We start from the raw sequence: 19,753 nt of genomic DNA, 5'->3' as shown, positions 1-19,753 counted from the left end.
ATACGGTGGAGAAAAAAACCCATCCGAAGATGGGCTGAAAGTTTCCACGGCAACAAAAAAGCGATAACAAAAATGTGGGCGCCGTCCGCCTGTGCAGACGGCGCGGGTAGGGCTTAGACGCTGTAGTACAGTTCGAACTCAACCGGGTGTGGCGTCATGCGAACGCGGTCCATCTCTTCTTTGCGCAGTTCGATGTAGGCATCGATCGCATCGTCGGTGAACACGCCGCCGCGGGTCAGGAACTCGCGGTCTTCGTTCAGTGCGGCCATCGCCTCGTCCAGCGAACCGGCCACTTTTGGGATCTCGGCTTCTTCTTCCGGCGGCAGGTCGTACAGGTTTTTGTCCATGGCGTCGCCAGGGTGGATCTTGTTGATGATGCCGTCCAGGCCGGCCATCAGCAGCGCGGCGAAGCACAGGTATGGGTTAGCCGCCGGATCCGGGAAGCGGGCTTCGATGCGGCGCGCTTTCGGGCTGGCGACCACCGGGATACGGATGGACGCGGAACGGTTACGGGCGGAGTAAGCCAGCATCACCGGCGCTTCGTAGCCCGGCACCAGACGTTTGTACGAGTTGGTGGTCGGGTTGGCCAACGCGTTGATCGCCTTGGCATGCTTGATGATGCCGCCAATGTAGAACAGCGCGGTTTCAGACAGGCCGCCGTATTTGTCGCCGGCGAACAGGTTGGTGCCGTTCTTGGACAGCGACATGTGGCAGTGCATGCCGGAACCGTTGTCGCCGAACATTGGCTTCGGCATGAAGGTCGCGGTTTTACCGAAGGCGTGCGCCACGTTGTGCACCACGTATTTGTAGATTTGAATTTCGTCGGCTTTCTTGGTCATGGTGTTGAAGCGGGTTGCCACTTCGTTCTGACCGGCGGTTGCCACTTCGTGGTGGTGCGCTTCAACCACCAGGCCCATCTCTTCCATGGTCAGACACATGGTGGAACGCAGATCCTGCGAAGAGTCGACCGGTGGAACCGGGAAGTAACCGCCTTTCACCGCCGGACGGTGGCCTTTGTTGCCGCCGTCGTATTTTGTGCCGGAGTTCCAGGCGCCTTCGATGTCGTCGATGGCCACGTGGGACCCGCGGATGCTGCTGCCGAAGCGGATGTCGTCGAACAGGAAGAACTCAGGCTCTGGCCCGAACAGCACGGTATCCGCGATGCCGGAGGAGCGCAGGAAGTCTTCGGCGCGTTTGGAGATGGAGCGCGGGTCGCGATCGTAGCCTTGCATGGTGCCCGGCTCGAGAATGTCGCAGCGAATGATCAGCGTAGGTTCTTCGAAGAACGGATCCAGAACCGCCGTGCTGGCGTCCGGCATCAGCACCATGTCAGATTCGTTGATGCCCTTCCAACCACCGATAGAGGAGCCGTCAAACATTTTACCTTCTTCGAAGAAGTCGGCGTTTACCTGGTGAGCCGGGATAGTCACGTGCTGTTCCTTACCCTTGGTGTCAGTGAAACGCAGGTCTACGAATTTCACTTCATGCTCATTCAGCATCGTCAAAACGTGTTCAGCGGACATACTTAACTCTCCCGGTTTATCATTGTCGTCGTCGTGGAACGAATCTGTGGAACTGGCTTTTTTTCGCCTTGAAAAGACTAAAGCGAAAAGCGTGCCAACTTTTAGAAAAGGCTTTTATCGCCTCTCTGCGCGGGTTTTACTCAGCCACAGTATGCACCATCAACGATAAATTGCACTGTTATGGTGCAATAAGGGTGAGCGTGGGCACCGAAATGGTGCAAAAGTGCAACGATTGCGGCTTTTTGCACCGTGAAAGGGATCACAAACTGACCGGTACGCGGTTGTTTATAAGAGATGGTTGTGATCTTGTTTAGTCCCTCGCTTAATACGTGTACAATAGCGCGCTATTTCTAATGCCCGAGGCAAAGCTGTGATCGAAAATTTGCGTAACATCGCCATTATTGCCCACGTTGACCATGGTAAAACCACCCTGGTTGACAAGCTGCTGCAACAATCCGGTACTTTCGGAGAGCGTGCGGAAGCGACCGAACGCGTAATGGACTCCAACGATTTGGAGAAAGAGCGTGGGATTACCATCCTCGCAAAAAACACCGCCATTAATTGGAACGGTTACCGTATCAACATCGTGGATACCCCAGGACACGCCGACTTCGGCGGCGAGGTAGAGCGCGTGATGTCGATGGTTGACTCGGTGCTGCTGGTTGTGGATGCAATGGATGGCCCTATGCCGCAAACCCGCTTCGTGACCAAGAAGGCGTTCGCCAACGGTCTGAAGCCGATCGTGGTCATCAACAAGGTTGACCGTCCTGGCGCGCGCCCTGACTGGGTTGTGGATCAGGTGTTCGACCTGTTCGTGAACCTCGACGCGACCGACGAGCAGCTCGACTTCCCGATCATCTACGCTTCTGCGCTGAACGGCATCGCCGGCGTCGACCACACCGATATGGCGGAAGACATGACCCCGCTGTATCAGGCGATCGTCGACCACGTGTCTGCGCCGCAGGTTGAGCTGGAAGCGCCATTCCAGATGCAGATCTCCCAGTTGGACTACAACAACTACCTGGGCGTTATCGGCATCGGCCGCATCAAGCGCGGTAAAGTGAAGCCGAACCAGCAGGTCACCATCATCGACAGCGAAGGTAAAACTCGCAACGGTAAAGTGGGCAAAGTGCTGGGTCACCTGGGTCTGGAGCGTATCGACAGCACCCTGGCGGAAGCGGGCGACATCATCGCCATCACCGGCCTGGGCGAACTGAACATCTCCGACACCATCTGCGACACCAACGCCGTAGAAGCGCTGCCGGCGCTGTCCGTCGACGAACCGACCGTAACCATGTTCTTCAACGTCAACACCTCGCCGTTCTGCGGTAAAGAAGGCAAGTACGTGACGTCGCGTCAGATCCTTGACCGTCTGAACAAAGAGCTGGTGCACAACGTGGCGCTGCGCGTTGAAGAAACCGACGATGCGGACGCCTTCCGCGTATCCGGTCGTGGCGAACTGCACCTGTCGGTGCTGATCGAGAACATGCGTCGTGAAGGTTTCGAGCTGGCGGTTTCCCGTCCGAAAGTTATCTTCCGCGAAATCGATGGCCGCAAGCAGGAGCCATTCGAGAACGTAACGCTGGATATCGAAGAGCAGCATCAGGGCTCCGTGATGCAGGCGATGGGTGAGCGTAAAGCCGACCTGAAAAACATGGATCCGGACGGTAAGGGCCGCGTGCGTCTCGACTACGTGATCCCAAGCCGCGGTCTGATCGGCTTCCGTAACGAATTCATGACCATGACTTCGGGTACCGGCCTGCTGTACTCCACCTTCAGCCACTACGACGACGTGCGTCCGGGCGAAGTGGGCCAGCGTCAGAACGGCGTGCTGATCTCCAACGGCCAGGGCAAAGCGGTAGCGTTCGCGCTGTTCGGCCTGCAGGATCGCGGCAAGCTGTTCCTGGGCCACGGTGCAGAAGTGTATGAAGGCCAGATCATCGGTATTCACTCACGCTCTAACGACCTGACCGTAAACTGCCTGACCGGTAAGAAGCTGACCAACATGCGTGCTTCCGGTACTGACGAAGCGACTACCCTGGTTCCGGCCATCAAAATGACCCTGGAGCAAGCTCTGGAGTTCATCGATGACGACGAACTGGTAGAAGTGACGCCAACCTCGATCCGTATCCGTAAGCGTCACCTGACGGAAAACGATCGTAAGCGTGCCAGCCGCGGTCCTAAAGACGCTTAATCGCTGATTGAGTGTCTCATGCTTAGGGCGCGGTTCTCGCGCCCTGAGTTTTTTCCTCTGTTGTTCCCCGTTTGTGCGGCGCGCTATGCGCTTTTCCGTTCGCTCCCTGTTCAGCTGTTCCTTTTCCCGCTACAGTGAAATCTCACCGGCCCATCAGGAGAGGACTATGCTGTATATCTTTGATTTAGGTAATGTGATCGTCGATATCGATTTCAAGCGTGTGCTGGGCGTGTGGAGCAATTTGAGCGGCACGCCGTTGGCGGTGCTGTCCGATCGTTTCGCCATGGGTGAGGTGTTCCAGCAACATGAGCGCGGTGAAATCAGCGACGAAGACTTCGCCGGCAAGCTGTGTGATGAAATGGGCATTGCGCTCAGCTTCGAGCAATTCGCCACCGGCTGGCAGGCGGTATTCGTCGCGCTGCGCCCGGAAGTGATCGACATCATGCAGCGTCTGCGCAACGAGGGTCACCGGGTGGTGGTGCTGTCGAACACCAACCGTCTGCACTGCAACTACTGGCCGCAGCACTATCCTGAAGTGGCCGCCGCCGCCGATCATCTCTATCTGTCGCAAGATCTCGGCATGCGCAAGCCGGAGGCTGATATCTATCAACATGTGCTGGCTGCGGAAAACACCGCCGCCGCCGACGCGGTGTTCTTCGACGATCACCCGGCGAACGTCCTCGCCGCGCAGGCGCTGGGGATCAAGACGGTGCACGTCACCGATCGCGACGTGGTGCCGGCCTATTTTGCCCAATGAGCGCAGGGCGCGTTAAGCTTAAGGCGTATCAACGGACATCAAGGAGTGACCATGTCGTTTTTCCGCCGCAAGAAGCTGCCCTCTGCGATTAAGCCCGGCGTCACCTTCGGACGGTTGCTGTACCAGCGTATCGATCACGATGGCCTGACGATGTTGGCGGGCCATCTCGCCTATGTTTCCCTGCTGTCGCTGGTGCCGCTGGTCACCGTGGTGTTCGCGCTGTTCGCCGCTTTCCCGATGTTTTCCGACATCAGCGAACAGCTGAAGAGCTTCATCTTTTCCAATTTCGTGCCGGCCGCCGGCAACGTCATACAGAACTACCTGGAACAGTTCGTCGCCAACTCCAACAAGATGACCGCCGTCGGCACCTGCGGGCTGATCGTCACCGCGCTGTTGCTGATCTCCTCGGTGGACAGCGTGCTGAACACCATCTGGCGCAGCAAGAACAAACGGCCGATCGTCTTCTCCTTCGCCGTGTACTGGATGGTGCTGACGCTGGGGCCGCTGCTGGTGGGCGCCAGCATGGCCATCAGTTCGTACCTGCTGTCGCTCAACTGGCTGGCGCAGACCGGCGTCAACGGCCTGGTGGATCAGGTGCTGCGCATCTTTCCGCTGATTTTGTCGTGCACCTCCTTCTGGCTGCTGTATTGCATCGTGCCGACGGTGCGCGTGCCGCCCAAAGACGCGCTGATTGGCGCGGTGGTGGCCGGATTGCTGTTCGAACTGGGCAAGAAGGGATTCGCGCTGTACGTCACCATGTTCCCCTCCTATCAGCTGATTTACGGCGTGCTGGCGGTGATCCCGATTTTATTCCTGTGGGTCTACTGGAGCTGGTGTATCGTGTTACTCGGCGCGGAAATCACCGTGACCATCGGCGAATACCGCGACTACCGCCGGCAGAAGGCGGAGCAACAGGAACAAAAACCAGAAGGGCAGCAGGAATGATTGCGTTGATTCAACGGGTGTTAAACGCCAGCGTCACGGTGGGTGGCGAGACGGTAGGCAAGATTGGCCCCGGTTTGTTAGTGTTATTGGGCGTAGAGCAGGGCGATAACGAGCAAAAAGCGCAGCGCCTGTGCGAACGCGTGTTGGGATACCGCATTTTCGGCGACGAGAACGACAAGATGAATCTCAACGTCCAGCAGGCCGGGGGCAGCGTGCTGGTCGTTTCGCAGTTCACCCTGGCGGCGGACACCCAAAAGGGCATGCGGCCCAGCTTCTCGCGCGGCGCTGCGCCGCAGGAAGCCGATCGGTTGTATCAATATTTTGTTGGCCAGTGCCGCGAACGCGGCGTAGAGACCCAGACCGGCGAGTTCGCCGCCGACATGCAGGTGGCGCTGGTCAACGATGGTCCTGTGACATTCTGGCTACAGGTCTAAGCATTCGGAGAACAGGCGTCTATGTATCACCTACGAGTACCCGTAACAGAACAAGAACTGAAGGAGTATTACCAGTTTCGCTGGGAAATGCTGCGCAAGCCGCTGCACCAGCCGGTGGGTTCGGAAAAGGATGCCTATGACGCCATGGCCCATCACCAAATGGTGGTGGACGAGGCCGGTAAAATCGTCGCCATCGGGCGGCTGTACATCAATGCCGACAACGAGGCGGCGATCCGGTTTCTGGCGGTAGATCCGACGCTGCAGGATAAAGGGCTGGGGACGCTGGTGGCGATAACGCTGGAGTCCGTCGCGCGGCAGGAAGGCGTGAAGCGGGTGGTGTGCAGCGCCCGTGAGGACGCGGTGGATTTCTTCGCCAAGCTGGGCTTCGTCAATCAGGGCGAGATCACCGCGCCGCAGACCACCCCGATCCGTCACTTCTTGATGATCAAACCGGTGGCGACGCTGGACGATATCCTGCATCGCCCCGACTGGTGCGGCCAATTGCAGCAGGCCTGGTATGAACACATCCCGCTGAGCGAAAAGATGGGCGTGCGCATCAGCCAATACACCGGCCAGCGCTTCGTCACCACCATGCCGGAGATCGGCAACCAAAATCCGCACCATACGCTGTTTGCCGGCAGCCTGTTCTCACTGGCGACGCTGACCGCCTGGGGGCTGATTTGGCTGCTGCTGCGCGAGCGCCATCTCGGCGGCACCATCATTCTGGCGGACGCGCACATTCGCTACAGCAAACCGATCACCGGCAGGCCGCGGGCGGTGGCGGATCTCGGCTCTCTGAGCGGCGATTTGGCACGTCTGGCGCGCGGCCGCCGCGCGCGCGTACACGCCGAAGTGCATCTGTTCGGCGACGAAGACAAGGGCGCGGTGTTCGAAGGCACCTACATGGTGTTGCCGGCCGAGCCGGATGTGCCGCTGGATCAGGGCGGCTCTGAAGCGCTGGAGGAGTAAGGTGGCGGCCCTGCCCTGGGGGCGGGCCGCGCAGTGCATTACGGCAGTTGTTGGTTCACCGCTTGGCCGTCGCCGGCGGTGGCCTGCAGATTGCCCTTCAACGAGGCTTTGAACGGCCCGTCGCTGTTCAGCAGCCCTTTCAACTGCAGTTCAAGGTTGCCGTCGCCCGTCAGCGGCACCGGCTGCCATCCCCATTGCTGCAGGGTGTTGATCGGTACCGAGCGGCCGTGCAGCGTCAGCTGGAACGGCTTGCCCGGCAGCTGATCGACGGTCGCTTTGGCCTCAAGCAACCCATTAGGCATAAAGGCGCTGAGCTCGGTGACATTGATCTGATTGGCGTCGGCATTCAGCGCCAGCGAAGGGCGCCGCACGTCTATCTTGTTAAAGGTCGCTTCGCTGCCGTTCAGGTTCAGCGAGCCGGACCAGATGCCCCATTGGCGATCGCGCGCCAGCAGCAGATTGCTGCCGTAGCCGTCCAGCGCGGTGATCTGGAATGGGAACGCCGGGTTGATATCGATGATCAGATTGCGGTTGGTGGTCAGTTTGGTGACATACACCTCCGCCAGCCAGTCCGGCAGCGGTTTTAGCCACAGTTCACGCCAGTCGATCGGCAGGGTGTACTCCAGTGCCGCTATGGCCACTTCATCCAGCTGCAGGCGTTTGCCGGCGCGCAGCCAGTTGCCGGAGGTGCGTAGCAGCCCGCCTTCCCAGCGGGTGGTGAATTGCTGAATGGCGATGCCGGCGGAAGAGAGCCGCAGGGTGGCGATCGGGTCGATCAGGTGGAAACTGCCGTTGATCACGTCGCCGGCGTTGACGTTGAGCGAGCCGTCTTCGCTGCGCCAGTCGCCTTTTTCGACGCTGACGTTTTGCAGCGACAAATCGAGATCGTTAAACGCCCACGCCTTGCCTTCCAGGCGCGCGTCGATCAGATCGAAACGCTTGAGGGTGACCGGCGGCAGGGTGGTAAAGCGCCGCATGAATTCCGCCAGCGTCAACGGGGTTTGCAGGCGCACGCCGCTCAGCCGCAGGCGATCCACCTGCCAACTGCCGTCGGCGGCGCGGCTGGCCACGCCGGTCAGGTCGCCCTGCGCCAGATTGGCGCCGAAGTTGTTCAACAGCAGCTGGCCCTGTTTTTGCTCCCCCTGTACCAACACCTTCGAGGTGGGAATGCCGTTCAACGTCATCGAACCGGCGCTGAACTGGAACTGGTTATTGTCCCCCAGCAGATGGCCGGCCAGCGGGCGCCACGGCGTGATGCCGGCAGTGACCTGCTGCGCGTTGAGCTGCCACTCGCTATCGTTGGACTGCAACGCCATGTTGCTCAGCTGCAGCACGTCGGCCTGTACAGGCAGCGCCGCCGCCTGCGGCTGCACGTTCAACGTGCCGTCGCGCAGCGTGACGCTGTGGAAATAGCGCGGTTCGGTGATTTGGCGCAGGCTGAGGCCGAGATCGACGCGTTTGGCGACCAGCGCCTGCGGCTGGCCGTTGCGCGCCAGCTGCACGTCTTCCAGAGCGATCTGGTCCGGCTGGCTCCACGAATGGGTGATTTTTCCTATCGACAGGCGGTATTCACTGTTGTCGCTGATCCAGGCGCTCAGGCGGCCTGCCGCCCAGCGAGTTTGCCCCACCAGGTACAGCACCGCTACCGCCAACACGATCAGCAGCAGCAACGTCAGCAACAGCTTTCCGATAAATTTCATCGTCTACATCCGCATCGGTCAAAAAAGATACCCTGTTTATGCCGCAATTGGCCGGGCATCTCAAGGGCAATGGTCTGATAGACAATAAAAAACGGCCGCAAGCGGCCGTTTGAACGTCAATGGACGGGTTACTTTTTCTCGTATTCCTGCGGGAACACCAGGTTCAGCACGATGGCGGTAATACCGCCGGCGGCGATGCCGGAAGAGAGCAGGGTTTTCAGCCAGTCCGGCGCGAACTGCAGGATCAGCGGCTGCTGGGAGACGCCCATGCCGACGGCCAGCGATAGCGCCATGATCATGATGGCGCGGCGGTTCAGACGCTCGCGCGACACGATGCGCACGCCGGAGGCGGCGATGGTGCCGAACATCACGATGGTCGCGCCGCCCAGGACCGGCTCGGGAATGTGCTGTACGAAGCCGGCCACCGCCGGGAACAGCCCCAGCGCGATCAGCATCAGCGCCACCACGAAGCCGACGTAGCGGCTGGCGACGCCGGTCAGCTGGATCACCCCGTTGTTCTGGCCGAAGCAGGAGTTGGGGAAGGTGTTGAACACCGCCGACAGCATCGAGTTCAGGCCGTTGGCCAGCACGCCGCCCTTCAGGCGCTTCATATACAGCGGCCCGCTGACCGGCTGTTCGGAGACGTCGGAGGTGGCGGTGATGTCACCGATGGTTTCCAGCGAGGTGACCATAAAGATCAGCATCAGCGGCAGCAGCAGGTTCCAGTCGAAGCCCAGGCCGTAATAGAGCGGCGTGGGGATGGTGATTGCCGCCGTGGGGGCCGCCGGTGCGTCGGCGGGCAGCATGTCCATCGCCCAGGCCAACAGATAGCCGACTGCCATGGCGATCACCAGCGAAGCCACGCGCAGGTAAGGGTTGCGCTGGCGGTTCAGCAGGATGATCACGGCCAGCACCGCGCCGGCCAGCAGCAGATTTTTCGGCGAGCCGAAGCTGTGATCGTTCATCGCGGCGTAGCCGCCGCCGATCGAGGTCAGGCCGACCTGAATCAGCGACAGGCCGATGATCATCACCACGATGCCGGAAACCAGTGGGGTGATGATGCGGCGCGCCAGATGCAGCACGCGCGACAGCAAAATTTCGGTGCAGGAAGCGACCATCAGGGTGCCGAACAGCGCGGCCATCATGGTCGGCACGTCGGCGCCGCCGTTTTTCAGCGCCAGACCGCCCATGATCAGCGGCGAAACGAAATTGAAGCTGGTGCCCTGAATCGACAGCAGCCCGGAACCCACCGGCCCCCAGGTTTTGATTTGCAGAATGGAAGCCAGACCGGAGGCGAACAGCGACATGCTGATGATGTGCTGGGTATCCTGTGCCGGCAGGCCCAGCGCCTGGCAGATCAGCAGGGCCGGAGTGATCACCGCGACGAACATCGCCAGCAGATGCTGGCCGGCGGCAAACAGCGTTTGCGGCAGCGGCGGGCGATCTTCCAGGCGATAAATCAGTTCACTGGCGCGGGGTTCTGAGGCGGCTTGGCGCGCGGCATCAAGCTCGGAGGATGACATGCTCATGGTGTGGCGTTTCCAGATACGGCAAAGCAGGCATTTTAATGCTCCGCCCCGCAAAAGCAAACGGTTGCGCGTAAATATTATGTTGCCGACTTTCTCGCTTATGTCGCATTTTCATTCATTTTTTCTTGTCATCTCAGCGTTTTTTACTTTTAATCCTGCACTCATCAAGTTTAAAAACTAAGTGGTTTTCTATAACTTATTATTTTTATTTGGATCTTTTCCCTTACATGGAGTACCTGGATGTTTCATCTTGATACTTATGGCACGTTAGTCGCGGCGACGCTGGTTTTGCTCCTCGGAGGCAAGTGCGTCAGAACCATTCCTCTGCTGCGAAAATATACCATTCCTGCTCCCGTCGCCGGCGGTTTGCTGGTGGCCCTCCTGCTGTTAGCCCTGAAAAAGCTCGTCAACTGGGAAATCAGTTTTGACATGTCGCTGAAGGACCCGCTGATGCTGGCCTTCTTCGCCACCATCGGCCTGAACGCCAACCTGGCGCGTTTGCGCGCCGGCGGTAAAGTGCTGGTGGTGTTCCTGTTTGTGGTGCTGGGGTTGCTTATCGTGCAGAACGCCATCGGCATCGGGATGGCGAAAATGCTGGGGTTGGATCCGCTGATGGGCCTGATCGCCGGGTCGATCACCCTGTCGGGCGGGCATGGTACCGGGGCGGCCTGGAGCAAGCTGTTCATCGAGCGCTACGGTTTTGAAAACGCGACGGAAGTCGCCATGGCCTGCGCCACCTTCGGGCTGGTGCTGGGCGGCCTGATCGGCGGCCCGGTGGCGCGCTATCTGGTCAAGCACTCCTCCACGCCGGAAGGCACCCCGGAAGACAGCGTGCAGCCGAGCGGCTTCGAGAAGCCGGAAAGCGGCCGCCTGATCACCTCGCTGGTAATGATCGAAACCATCGCCATGATCGCCATCTGTCTGAGCCTGGGGCAGCTGATTGCCGGCCTGCTGAGCGGCACGGTGTTTGAACTGCCGAACTTCGTTTGCGTGTTGTTCGTCGGGGTGATCCTCAGCAACACGCTGGCCTTCACCGGTTTCTATACCGTGTTCGAGCGGGCGGTATCGGTGCTGGGCAACGTCAGCCTGTCGCTGTTCCTGGCGATGGCGTTGATGAGCCTGCGCCTGTGGGAACTGGCCTCGCTGGCGCTGCCGATGCTGGCGATCCTGGCGGTGCAGACGCTGGTCATGGCGTTGTACGCTATCTTCGTCACCTATCGGGTGATGGGCAAGAACTACGACGCGGCGGTGCTGGCCGCCGGCCACTGCGGCTTCGGCATGGGCGCCACGCCGACGGCGATCGCCAACATGCAGGCGATCACCGATCGCTTCGGTCCGTCGCACGTGGCGTTTTTGGTGGTGCCGATGGTGGGCGCGTTCTTTATTGATATCGCCAATGCGATCGTCATCAAGCTGTATCTGCTGCTGCCGGTGTTCCCGGCGGTGGGGTGATATCGCGAGTCATCACGAAAAGGGCGCCTGAGGCGCCCTTTTTTATGCGTTGGAGTAGCGCGCCTTCTCCGGCAGCCAGCGTTCAATCAGCGCCTGGGCGTGCTCCGGATAATGCTGATGGAGATGGCGAGCGACGCGCTGCACTTCGGGGATCATCGCCTGATCGCGCAGCAGATCCGCCACCTTGAATTCGGCGCTGCCGGTCTGGCGGGTGCCCAGCAGCTCGCCCGGGCCGCGGATCTCCAGATCGCGCTGCGCGATGACGAAGCCATCGTTGCTGTCGCGCAGCACCTGCAGGCGCGTTTGCGCGGTTTTGCTCAGCGGTGTTTTGTACAGCAGCACGCAGTGTGAGGCCACGGCGCCGCGCCCTACGCGGCCGCGCAGCTGGTGCAGCTGCGCCAGGCCCAACCGTTCCGGGTTTTCGATGATCATCAGACTGGCGTTCGGCACGTCGACGCCGACTTCGATCACCGTAGTGGCGACCAACAGCTGCAGCTCGCCCTGTTTAAACGCCTGCATCACCGCCTGCTTTTCCTGCGCTTTCATGCGGCCGTGCACCAGCGCCACCTTCAGCTCCGGCAGCGCGGTTTTCAATTCTTCCCAGGTGGCTTCCGCCGCCTGCGCTTCCAGCAGTTCGGATTCTTCGATCAGCGTACACACCCAGTAAGCTTGCCGCCCCTCTTCCAGACAGGCGCTCTTCACCCGTTGAATGATGTCGGCGCGGCGGGTATCGGGGATGGCGACGGTGGTCACCGGCGTGCGGCCCGGCGGCAGTTCGTCGATGACCGAGGTATCGAGATCGGCATAGGCGGTCATCGCCAGCGTGCGCGGGATCGGCGTGGCGGTCATGATCAGCTGATGGGCGTGGAAGCCTTGCTCTTCGCCTTTCTCCCACAGCGCCAGCCGTTGATGCACCCCGAAGCGGTGCTGCTCATCGATGATCACCAACGCCAAACCGTTGAACTGCACCTGCTCCTGGAAGATAGCGTGGGTGCCGACCACCATAGACACCTGGCCGCTGGCGATGGCTTCCTGCTGCGCGATGCGCGCCTTGCCTTTCTGTTTGCCGGCCAGCCAGCCGACCTCCAGCCCCAGCGGTTCGAACCACTGGCGGAAATTGTTGGCGTGCTGCTCGGCCAGCAGTTCGGTTGGCGCCATCAGCGCCACCTGCTTGCCGTGCGCGATAGCGCGCAGCGCCGCCAGCGCCGCCACCAGCGTTTTGCCGGAGCCGACGTCGCCCTGCACCAGCCGCATCATCGGGAAGTCTTTTTGCATATCGGCTTCGATGTCGGCCACCACGCGCGTTTGCGCGCCGGTCGGCGAGAACGGCAGCTGGGCGAGAAAACGGTTTTTCAGCCGATCGTCCGGCAGCAGCGGCTGCGCCTGGTAACTCTGGGCACCGGCGCGCACCGCCAGCATGCTCAGATTATGCGCCAGCAGCTCTTCGAGGATCAGGCGTTTTTGCGCCGGGTGTTTGCCCAGCTCCAGATCCGCCAGCTGGATGTCCGGCGGCGGGCGATGCAGGGTGTGCAGCGCCTGCGGCAGGCTCATCAGGCCGCCGCTCAACTCCGGCGGCAGCAGTTCGGCGATGGCGCAGGTATCCAGCAGCTCCAGCGCCTGATCGGTCAGCTTGCGCAGCGTGGCTTGCCGCACCCCTTCGGTGGTGGGGTAGACCGGCGTCAGCGACTCCTGCAGCTCGACTTCGCTGGCTTCGCCCTGAATGCGGTATTCCGGATGGATGATTTCCGCGCCGTGGTTGCCGCGTTTGATCTCGCCGTAGGCGGTCACGCGGCGGCCGGTGGCCAGGCTGTTCTTCATCGCGGCGTTGAAGTTGAAGAACCGCATGGTGAGGATGCCGGTACCGTCGCTGATCTGGCAGGTCAGCATGCGGCGGCGGCCGAAGCTGATGTCGCTGCGCAGCACTTCCCCTTCTACCGTGGCATAGATGCCCGGCAGCAGATCGTTGATCGGGTAGAGACGAGTGCGGTCTTCGTAGCGCAGCGGCAGGTGCAGCAGCAGATCCTGAATGGTCTCGAGGCCAAGCTTGGCCAGTTTGCCCGCCTGGCTGGCGCCAACCCCGGAAAGCGTGGTGAGTGGGACAGCATCCAGCAGGCGGCCTTTCATTTGCGCACCGTCGCCTGCATGGCCGCCCACCATTCGGCGCTGGCGACCACCTGGCCCTGCTCGTCAATCTGCGGGCGTGGCAGCCCTTTGCGCTTGGCCACGTTGGCCAGCACCGGGTAGCCGCCTTCGAACAGCAGACGCTGCTGCTCTTCTTCATCCAGCATGCTGTTGTCGCGGCGATACAGGCCGGCGTTCTGCCGCTGGCGCTGCGCTTCATACAGGATCAGTGCCGAGGCCACGGAGACGTTGAGCGATTGCACCATGCCGATCATCGGAATGACGATGTCCTGATCGGCCAGCGCCAGCGCTTCTTCGGTGATGCCGGTTTTTTCCTGGCCGAGCAGCACGCAGGTGGGCCGGGTGTAATCCACCTCGCGGAAATCGACCGCGCGCGCAGACAGATGGGTGGCCAGAATTTGCATGCCCTGCGCTTTCAGGTGACCGACCGCGTCGCCGATGGAACGATGGGTTTTGACGCTGACCCAGCTGTTGCTGCCGGCGGCGGAGGAAACCAGGGTGCGCATGCGGGTGGTGGGCCACACGGCGTGGACCTGATGCACGCCGACGGCGTCGGCGGTGCGGATAATGGCGGAGACGTTATGCGGTTTGTGCACTTGCTCCAGGCAGACCGTCAAATCCGGCTGCCGGGTCGCGAGCATTTCACAAATCCGCGCATAGCGTTCAGGACTCATAAGCGCTAGTTTCGGTTGCGGTTAACTTTGATCACATCCGGCATGATACGGATTTTACGCATAATGTTTGCCAAATGGATGCGATCGCGGGTGGTCAAGCGGATAAAGGCGCTATAAACCCGACCGTCTTTCTCTTCGGTGTTCAGGCTCTGAATATTGGACTCGGCTGCGTTGATCGCCGCCGTCAGGTTGGCCAGCGCGCCCTGGTGGTTGAACATGTCCACCTTGATCTCGGCGATGAACTCCTGCTCGGTCTCTTTATCCCACTCGACCGCCATGAACTTCTCAGGCTCTTTCTGATAGCCGCGAATATTGCGGCAGGATTCATGGTGGATCACCAGCCCTTTGCCCGGGCTGACGTGAGCGATAATCGGGTCGCCCGGAATCGGACGGCAGCACTTGGCGAAGGTGATCAACACCCCGTCGGCGCCCTTGATGGCCAGGTTACGCACGCCGGAGGAAGCGCCCAGGCTGGACTGATCGCCCTGCAGGTTCTTCGCCACCACCACGCTCATGGCGTTGCCGAGGCCGATTTCCGCCAGCAAATCGTCCAGCGTCGCCAGCTTCATGCGGTCCAGCTCGTGCTGAATGTTTTCCTGCGGGATTTCGGCCAGCTTGCGGCTGCCGCCCAACGCGTGGTTGAGCAGACGGCGGCCGAGGCCGACGGAGTCGTCGCGCTTGAGATTCTTCAGCATCTGGCGAATTTTGGCGCGCGCTTTCGAGCTGACCACGAAATTCAGCCAGGCGGCGTTGGGCCGCGCGCCCGGTGCGGTGATGATCTCGACGGTCTGGCCGCTGGTCAGCGACTGCGACAGCGGATATGGCTGACGATCGACGCGCGCGCCGACGCAGGCATGGCCGATATCGGTATGCACCGCATAGGCGAAGTCGACCGGCGTGGCACCGGCGGGCAGCTCGACGATGCGGCCTTCCGGGGTGAAAACGTAAATCTCATCCGGGAACAGATCGGATTTGACGCTCTCGATAAATTCAAACGAACTGCCGGCGCTTTGTTGCAGCTCCAGCAGGCTTTGCATCCAGCGCTGGGCGCGGATCTGCGCCGTGGTGCCGGTTTCGCCCTGTTCTCTTTCCTTGTAAGCCCAGTGCGCGGCCACCCCCATCTCAGCCATCTGGTCCATGTCTTCGGTTCGGATCTGTACTTCGACCGGCACGCCGTGCGGGCCGATCAACGAGGTATGCAGCGATTGATAGCCGTTGGCCTTGGGAATGGCGATGTAATCTTTCACTCGCCCCGGGCGCGGTTTGTACAGGCTGTGCACCTGGCCGAGCACGCGGTAGCAGGTATCGACCTCTTTCACGATCACCCGGAACGCGTAGATATCCATGATGGAATGGAAACGCTGTTCTTTGAGGTGCATCTTGAGGTAGATGGAGTAGAGGTGTTTTTCCCGCCCGCTGACGCGACAGGCGATGCCGGCTTCGGTCAGCCGCCCTTCGATCTCGGAGAGGATTTTTTGAATCATCTCTTTGCGGTTGCCGCGCGCGGCTTTCACCACTTCCTTGATCACGCGATAACGGTTCGGGTACAGCGCCTCGAAGCCCAGCTCTTCCAGCTCGGTTTTCAGGTGATGAATACCCAGACGGTGGGCGAGGGGGCTGTAGATTTCCAGGGTTTCACGCGCGATGCGCCGGCGTTTGTCGGGGCGCAGCGAACCGAGAGTGCGCATGTTGTGCGTACGGTCGGCCAGCTTGATCAGCACGACGCGGATATCCTGCACCATCGCCATGATCATCTTGCGGAAGTTTTCCGCCTGCGCTTCTTTCTTGTCCTGGAACTTCAGCTTGTCGAGCTTGGAGACGCCCTCAACCAGTTCGGCGACGCTCTTGCCGAACAGCTGTTCCATATCTTGATAGGTGGCTGGGGTGTCTTCGATGACGTCGTGCAGCAATGCCGCCATCAGCGTCTCGTGATCGAGACGCATTTCCGCCAGGATGCAGGCCACGGCGACCGGGTGAGTAATGTAAGGCTCACCGCTGGAGCGTGTCTGGCCCTCGTGCGCGTCGCGCGCGACGAGGTATGCCTGTTTGAGGCGCTTAATCTGCTCCTCGGGCAGGTAACGTTGAATCAGCAGATTCAGGCTTTCAAACAGGTACAAGGCGGACTCGCAGTCTAATTAACGACGACCTTCAGCAATCGCGGTAACCGCTTGAATCTCTGCGGCTTCCTGCTCTTGCTGTTCCTGGCGCTCACGCACGTCGAGGATCTGGCTGGTGATCAGGCCTTCTTCGATTTCGCGCAGGGCGATAACGGTGTACTTGTCGTTCTCTTCCGGAACCAGTGCATCTTTGCCGCCGGTCTGGATCTGACGCGCCCGACGAGCAGCGACCAACACCAGGTCAAAACGGTTACCAATTTTCTCTACAGCGTCTTGAACAGTTACGCGTGCCATATTTGTGCTACTCCACAGGTGACGAAAAGACTGGGCATGATACTGAAACTGCCTTCAGTCTGCCAATAGTTTGCTGATTAAAGCGTCATGCCGCAGCAACTGGCGGCCCAAACGCAGGCGTTCGGCGCGAATGATGGTCTTCAGATCGGACAGCGCCAGATCGAAATCATCGTTCACGATCAGGTAATCGTACTCCGCGTAATGCGTCATTTCCGCCACGGCCTGAGCCATGCGCTTGGCGATCACCTCTTCGGAATCCTGCCCGCGCCCGCGCAGGCGGCGGCCCAGTTCTTCCTTCGACGGCGGCAGAATGAAGATGCTGCGCGCCTGCGGCATTTTGGCGCGGATTTGCTGCGCGCCCTGCCAGTCGATATCCAGAAACACGTCTACGCCGGTCGCCAACACTTGTTCGATGGCGGCGCGCGAGGTGCCGTAATAGTTGCCGAACACTTCGGCGTGCTCAAGAAATGCGTCCTGCTCGATCATCCGGCGGAATTCGTCTTTCGAGACGAAGAAATAGTGTTCGCCGTGATTTTCACCCGGGCGGCTGTCGCGCGTGGTGTGCGAAACCGAAACCTGCGTGTCGTACAGCGGTTGCGTCTTTAACAAAGCCTGAATCAGACTTGATTTACCTGCGCCACTGGGAGCAGAGACAATATAAAGCGTGCCTTGAGCCATGATGATGTTCGTTGATAACGGTTGATATGCCAATAACAGCGGATGTGTATTTTCTCCGCACAGTATACACGGCTAACGCGCCGGGTGCAGCGTTAGCTCGCATTTTGCCCGCCGCTTTGCGCGGAAAAAGCGGCGAATGAGCGAATTTGCGCGTCGAAGGGCAACATTTCTGCAGTTTTGGCCTCGGCGGCGGCGCGTTGCCGCCCCGAGATCAGTGATCCGGATGCTGGTAGTTGAACACCGGCAGGCCGAGGCGGAAGCGCAGGGCGATCAGGCGAGCGCTCAGGCCCGCGACCAGCGTGAGGATCACCACCAGATTGTGCGGCAGGCTGAGGTGCTGCAGGCCGATATACAGCCAGGCGGCGCTGAAGGAGATGCCGGCATAGATCTCTTTCTGGAAAACCAGCGGGATACGGTTGCAGAACATGTCGCGCAGCACCCCGCCGAAGACGCCGGTGATCACCGCGGCGATGGCGGCGATAATGGCGCTGTGCCCCATATCCAGGGCTACCTGCGCGCCGATGATGGAGAAGACGATCAGGCCGACGGCGTCGAGCACCAGGAACAGGCGGCGCAGATGGCGCATCAGGGGGGCCACCCAGGTGGTGACGATCGCCGCTATCGCGACGATGACGATGTATTCCGGGTGTTTGACCCAGCCCAATGGAAAATGCCCGAGCAGCATATCGCGCACCGACCCGCCGCCGATCGCCGTGACCGAAGCGATGATGATCACGCCGAACATGTCCATTTGGCGGCGGCCGGCCGCCAGCGCGCCGGTCATGGCTTCGGCGGTGATGCCGATGATATAAAGGATGCTCAGTAACATAAGGGATTCACAGCGTACTTGCGTCAGAATGATGGCCGGCAGGGTAATCGCCGCCGATGGCGCGCGCCACTGAGTTTTTTTCACCGATGGCGTTTCGGATTAATTTAGCTAATCCAAAATACGTTTTTATTGCCGATAACCAGCCTTTTTTAACATCTGGCTGTTGATGAAAGCATTAGAAATTTCGCGCTGGTTTCCATCGCTGACTATGCTTTTTTCAGCTAATCCTTCAACCGAGAAACCGAGACTGCAGATGAAAAACTCCCCGAAACTGGCCGCCAGCGCCGTGGTGGCCGCCCTGCTGCTGAGCGGCTGCGTGGCGCCAGGCCATCAGGCTGTGTCACCGGCTCCGGCTTGCCACACCGGCGATCCGATGATGCAAACAACGCTCTACTTCGGCCTGAATCGCCCGGCGGGGCCGGCGATCACCGCCGCCGAGTGGCAAACCTTCGTCGACAGCCAGGTGACGCCGCGTTTTAAAGACGGGCTGACGGTCTTTGATGCCAAAGGGCAGTGGCTGGGCCACGACGGCAAGCTGGCGCGCGAGAACAGCAAGGCGCTGCTGTTGATCCATGCGCCGGGCAAAGAGAGTGAGGCGAATATCGAGGCGCTGCGCAGCGGCTATAAGCAGCAGTTTGCGCAGGATTCGGTGATGCGTGTGGATGCGCCGGTGTGTGTGGCGTTTTAAAGCGAACTCCCGGCCATACGGCCGGGAGTGGGGATTACAGCACCAGGCCGGCGATGGCTGCTGACAGCAGGCTCACCAGCGTCGAGCCATAAACCAGCTTCAGGCCAAAACGGGAAACTACGTTGCCTTGCTGCTCGTTCAGCCCCTTGATGGCGCCGGCGACGATGCCGATGGAGGCGAAGTTGGCGAACGACACCAGGAACACCGACAGAATACCCAGCCCGCGCGGCGACAGCTCCGCCGCGATTTTCTTCAGCTCAATCATCGCCACGAATTCGTTGGCCACCAGCTTGGTCGCCATGATGCTGCCCGCCTTCAGGGCCTCCTCCGCCGGGATGCCGATCAGCCAAGCCAGCGGATAGAACACATAGCCGAGGATCTGCTGGAAGCTGATGCCGAGCACCGCGGAGAACAGCGCATTGACGGCGGAGATCAGCGCGATAAAGCCGATCAGCATCGCCGCGATGATCATCGCAATCTTGAAGCCGGCCAGAATGTACTCGCCCAACATTTCGAAGAAGCTCTGATCTTCATGCAGTTTGTTCAGCTTCAGCTCCGGCTCGTCTTCGACCTGATACGGGTTGATGATCGATAGAATGATGAAGGTGCTGAACATATTAAGGATCAATGCCGCCACCACGTACTGCGCGTCGATCATCGACATGTAGGCGCCGACGATGGAGAGCGATACCGTCGACATGGCGGTCGCGGCCATGGTGTACATGCGGCGCGGCGAGATATCGCCGATGATGCCTTTATAGGCGATGAAGTTCTCCGACTGCCCCAGCACCAGCGTGCTGACGGCGTTGAACGACTCCAGCTTGCCCA

At 60.3% G+C, this 19,753-nt stretch carries 17 protein-coding genes; 7 read left to right on the top strand and 10 right to left on the bottom strand.

Translation table 11 applies throughout. The features are described 5' to 3' along the window. Positions 1-113: 113 nt before the first annotated feature. Positions 114-1,523, bottom strand: a complete 1,410-nt coding sequence (glnA, locus tag HMPREF3138_RS06590; protein ID WP_025304715.1) for a glutamate--ammonia ligase — start codon at positions 1,521-1,523, stop codon at positions 114-116. Positions 1,524-1,893: 370 nt separating this feature from the next. On the opposite strand from glnA, the gene typA reads away from it, so the two are divergent. From typA to fabY, 5 genes are all read left to right on the top strand, one after another. Beyond that, positions 1,894-3,717 (top strand): ribosome-dependent GTPase TypA, encoded by a 1,824-nt coding sequence (gene typA / locus HMPREF3138_RS06585; protein ID WP_004931243.1) that lies wholly within the window; start codon positions 1,894-1,896, stop codon positions 3,715-3,717. A 166-nt stretch (positions 3,718-3,883) separates the two neighbouring features. Continuing rightward, a complete protein-coding gene (gene yihX / locus HMPREF3138_RS06580; RefSeq protein ID WP_004931242.1) occupies positions 3,884-4,474 on the top strand; it encodes a glucose-1-phosphatase in 591 nt (196 codons plus the stop codon). 51 nt (positions 4,475-4,525) lie between these two features. Beyond that, the gene (locus tag HMPREF3138_RS06575) at positions 4,526-5,419 is read left to right on the top strand and encodes a virulence factor BrkB family protein (RefSeq protein ID WP_038872545.1); all 894 of its coding nucleotides are present in this window, start codon (positions 4,526-4,528) and stop codon (positions 5,417-5,419) included. Beyond that, positions 5,416-5,853: a D-aminoacyl-tRNA deacylase gene (gene dtd, locus HMPREF3138_RS06570; protein ID WP_025304712.1), complete on the top strand. Its 438-nt coding sequence runs from the start codon at positions 5,416-5,418 to the stop codon at positions 5,851-5,853. The genes HMPREF3138_RS06575 and dtd overlap by 4 nt, the downstream gene beginning before the upstream one ends. Positions 5,854-5,874: 21 nt before the next feature. Beyond that, complete coding sequence (fabY, locus tag HMPREF3138_RS06565) at positions 5,875-6,822, top strand: fatty acid biosynthesis protein FabY (protein WP_025304711.1); 948 nt, start codon at positions 5,875-5,877, stop codon at positions 6,820-6,822. A 38-nt stretch (positions 6,823-6,860) separates the two neighbouring features. Here the strand turns inward: fabY and HMPREF3138_RS06560 are convergent, their stop codons facing one another. Further along, positions 6,861-8,522, bottom strand: coding sequence for an AsmA family protein (locus HMPREF3138_RS06560; RefSeq protein WP_038882164.1), 1,662 nt, complete (start codon positions 8,520-8,522; stop codon positions 6,861-6,863). Between the two features lie 128 nt (positions 8,523-8,650). After that, the gene (locus HMPREF3138_RS06555; RefSeq protein ID WP_038872554.1) at positions 8,651-10,051 is read right to left on the bottom strand and encodes a nucleobase:cation symporter-2 family protein; all 1,401 of its coding nucleotides are present in this window, start codon (positions 10,049-10,051) and stop codon (positions 8,651-8,653) included. Between the two features lie 240 nt (positions 10,052-10,291). Here HMPREF3138_RS06555 and gltS point away from each other — a divergent pair, with 240 nt between their 5' ends. Beyond that, positions 10,292-11,503, top strand: coding sequence for a sodium/glutamate symporter (gltS, locus tag HMPREF3138_RS06550; RefSeq protein ID WP_038872558.1), 1,212 nt, complete (start codon positions 10,292-10,294; stop codon positions 11,501-11,503). A 42-nt stretch (positions 11,504-11,545) separates the two neighbouring features. Here gltS and recG read toward each other — a convergent pair whose 3' ends face one another. The 6 genes from recG to HMPREF3138_RS06520 all read right to left on the bottom strand — a co-directional run bounded on the left by recG (position 11,546) and on the right by HMPREF3138_RS06520 (position 18,237). Then, positions 11,546-13,627 (bottom strand): ATP-dependent DNA helicase RecG, encoded by a 2,082-nt coding sequence (gene recG, locus HMPREF3138_RS06545; RefSeq protein ID WP_033636486.1) that lies wholly within the window; start codon positions 13,625-13,627, stop codon positions 11,546-11,548. After that, positions 13,624-14,319 (bottom strand): tRNA (guanosine(18)-2'-O)-methyltransferase TrmH, encoded by a 696-nt coding sequence (gene trmH / locus HMPREF3138_RS06540; RefSeq protein ID WP_048232237.1) that lies wholly within the window; start codon positions 14,317-14,319, stop codon positions 13,624-13,626. The genes recG and trmH overlap by 4 nt, the downstream gene beginning before the upstream one ends. A 5-nt stretch (positions 14,320-14,324) precedes the next feature. After that, complete coding sequence (spoT, locus tag HMPREF3138_RS06535; RefSeq protein ID WP_019452189.1) at positions 14,325-16,436, bottom strand: bifunctional GTP diphosphokinase/guanosine-3',5'-bis pyrophosphate 3'-pyrophosphohydrolase; 2,112 nt, start codon at positions 16,434-16,436, stop codon at positions 14,325-14,327. A gap of 18 nt (positions 16,437-16,454) precedes the next feature. Continuing rightward, on the bottom strand, positions 16,455-16,730 hold the full coding sequence (rpoZ, locus tag HMPREF3138_RS06530) for a DNA-directed RNA polymerase subunit omega (protein ID WP_004931221.1): 276 nt from the start codon (positions 16,728-16,730) through the stop codon (positions 16,455-16,457). 54 nt (positions 16,731-16,784) lie between these two features. After that, positions 16,785-17,408, bottom strand: coding sequence for a guanylate kinase (gmk, locus tag HMPREF3138_RS06525; RefSeq protein ID WP_004931218.1), 624 nt, complete (start codon positions 17,406-17,408; stop codon positions 16,785-16,787). Between the two features lie 211 nt (positions 17,409-17,619). Beyond that, positions 17,620-18,237: a trimeric intracellular cation channel family protein gene (locus tag HMPREF3138_RS06520; RefSeq protein WP_025304704.1), complete on the bottom strand. Its 618-nt coding sequence runs from the start codon at positions 18,235-18,237 to the stop codon at positions 17,620-17,622. A 253-nt stretch (positions 18,238-18,490) separates the two neighbouring features. Between HMPREF3138_RS06520 and HMPREF3138_RS06515 the strand changes: the two genes are divergently transcribed. Next, positions 18,491-18,925 carry a DUF3574 domain-containing protein gene (locus tag HMPREF3138_RS06515; RefSeq protein WP_038872564.1) on the top strand — a complete coding sequence of 145 codons (435 nt, stop codon included), beginning with the start codon at positions 18,491-18,493 and terminating at the stop codon, positions 18,923-18,925. 34 nt (positions 18,926-18,959) lie between these two features. Here HMPREF3138_RS06515 and HMPREF3138_RS26985 read toward each other — a convergent pair. Next, the coding region (locus HMPREF3138_RS26985; protein ID WP_038884765.1) for a NupC/NupG family nucleoside CNT transporter at positions 18,960-19,753 on the bottom strand (794 nt) is incomplete at its 5' end.

The sequence above is a fragment of the Serratia sp. HMSC15F11 genome (assembly GCF_001808215.1).
In the GTDB taxonomy this organism is placed as follows: Bacteria; Pseudomonadota; Gammaproteobacteria; order Enterobacterales; family Enterobacteriaceae; genus Serratia; species Serratia nevei.
The sequence above is the reverse complement of the archived record's forward strand: the minus strand, read 5'-3'. Positions and strand labels throughout refer to the sequence as shown.

What these genes read in the sequence shown, in the direction of transcription:
- gmk (WP_004931218.1), bottom strand. Translation starts at nt 17,408, where the DNA reads ATGGCTCAAGGCACGCTTTATATTGTCTCTGCTCCCAGTGGCGCAGGT.
- dtd (WP_025304712.1), top strand. Translation starts at nt 5,416, where the DNA reads ATGATTGCGTTGATTCAACGGGTGTTAAACGCCAGCGTCACGGTGGGT.
- HMPREF3138_RS06520 (WP_025304704.1), bottom strand. Translation starts at nt 18,237, where the DNA reads ATGTTACTGAGCATCCTTTATATCATCGGCATCACCGCCGAAGCCATG.
- HMPREF3138_RS06560 (WP_038882164.1), bottom strand. Translation starts at nt 8,522, where the DNA reads ATGAAATTTATCGGAAAGCTGTTGCTGACGTTGCTGCTGCTGATCGTG.
- glnA (WP_025304715.1), bottom strand. Translation starts at nt 1,523, where the DNA reads ATGTCCGCTGAACACGTTTTGACGATGCTGAATGAGCATGAAGTGAAA.
- yihX (WP_004931242.1), top strand. Translation starts at nt 3,884, where the DNA reads ATGCTGTATATCTTTGATTTAGGTAATGTGATCGTCGATATCGATTTC.
- gltS (WP_038872558.1), top strand. Translation starts at nt 10,292, where the DNA reads ATGTTTCATCTTGATACTTATGGCACGTTAGTCGCGGCGACGCTGGTT.
- rpoZ (WP_004931221.1), bottom strand. Translation starts at nt 16,730, where the DNA reads ATGGCACGCGTAACTGTTCAAGACGCTGTAGAGAAAATTGGTAACCGT.
- fabY (WP_025304711.1), top strand. Translation starts at nt 5,875, where the DNA reads ATGTATCACCTACGAGTACCCGTAACAGAACAAGAACTGAAGGAGTAT.
- HMPREF3138_RS06555 (WP_038872554.1), bottom strand. Translation starts at nt 10,051, where the DNA reads ATGAGCATGTCATCCTCCGAGCTTGATGCCGCGCGCCAAGCCGCCTCA.
- recG (WP_033636486.1), bottom strand. Translation starts at nt 13,627, where the DNA reads ATGAAAGGCCGCCTGCTGGATGCTGTCCCACTCACCACGCTTTCCGGG.
- HMPREF3138_RS06515 (WP_038872564.1), top strand. Translation starts at nt 18,491, where the DNA reads ATGAAAAACTCCCCGAAACTGGCCGCCAGCGCCGTGGTGGCCGCCCTG.
- HMPREF3138_RS06575 (WP_038872545.1), top strand. Translation starts at nt 4,526, where the DNA reads ATGTCGTTTTTCCGCCGCAAGAAGCTGCCCTCTGCGATTAAGCCCGGC.
- trmH (WP_048232237.1), bottom strand. Translation starts at nt 14,319, where the DNA reads ATGAGTCCTGAACGCTATGCGCGGATTTGTGAAATGCTCGCGACCCGG.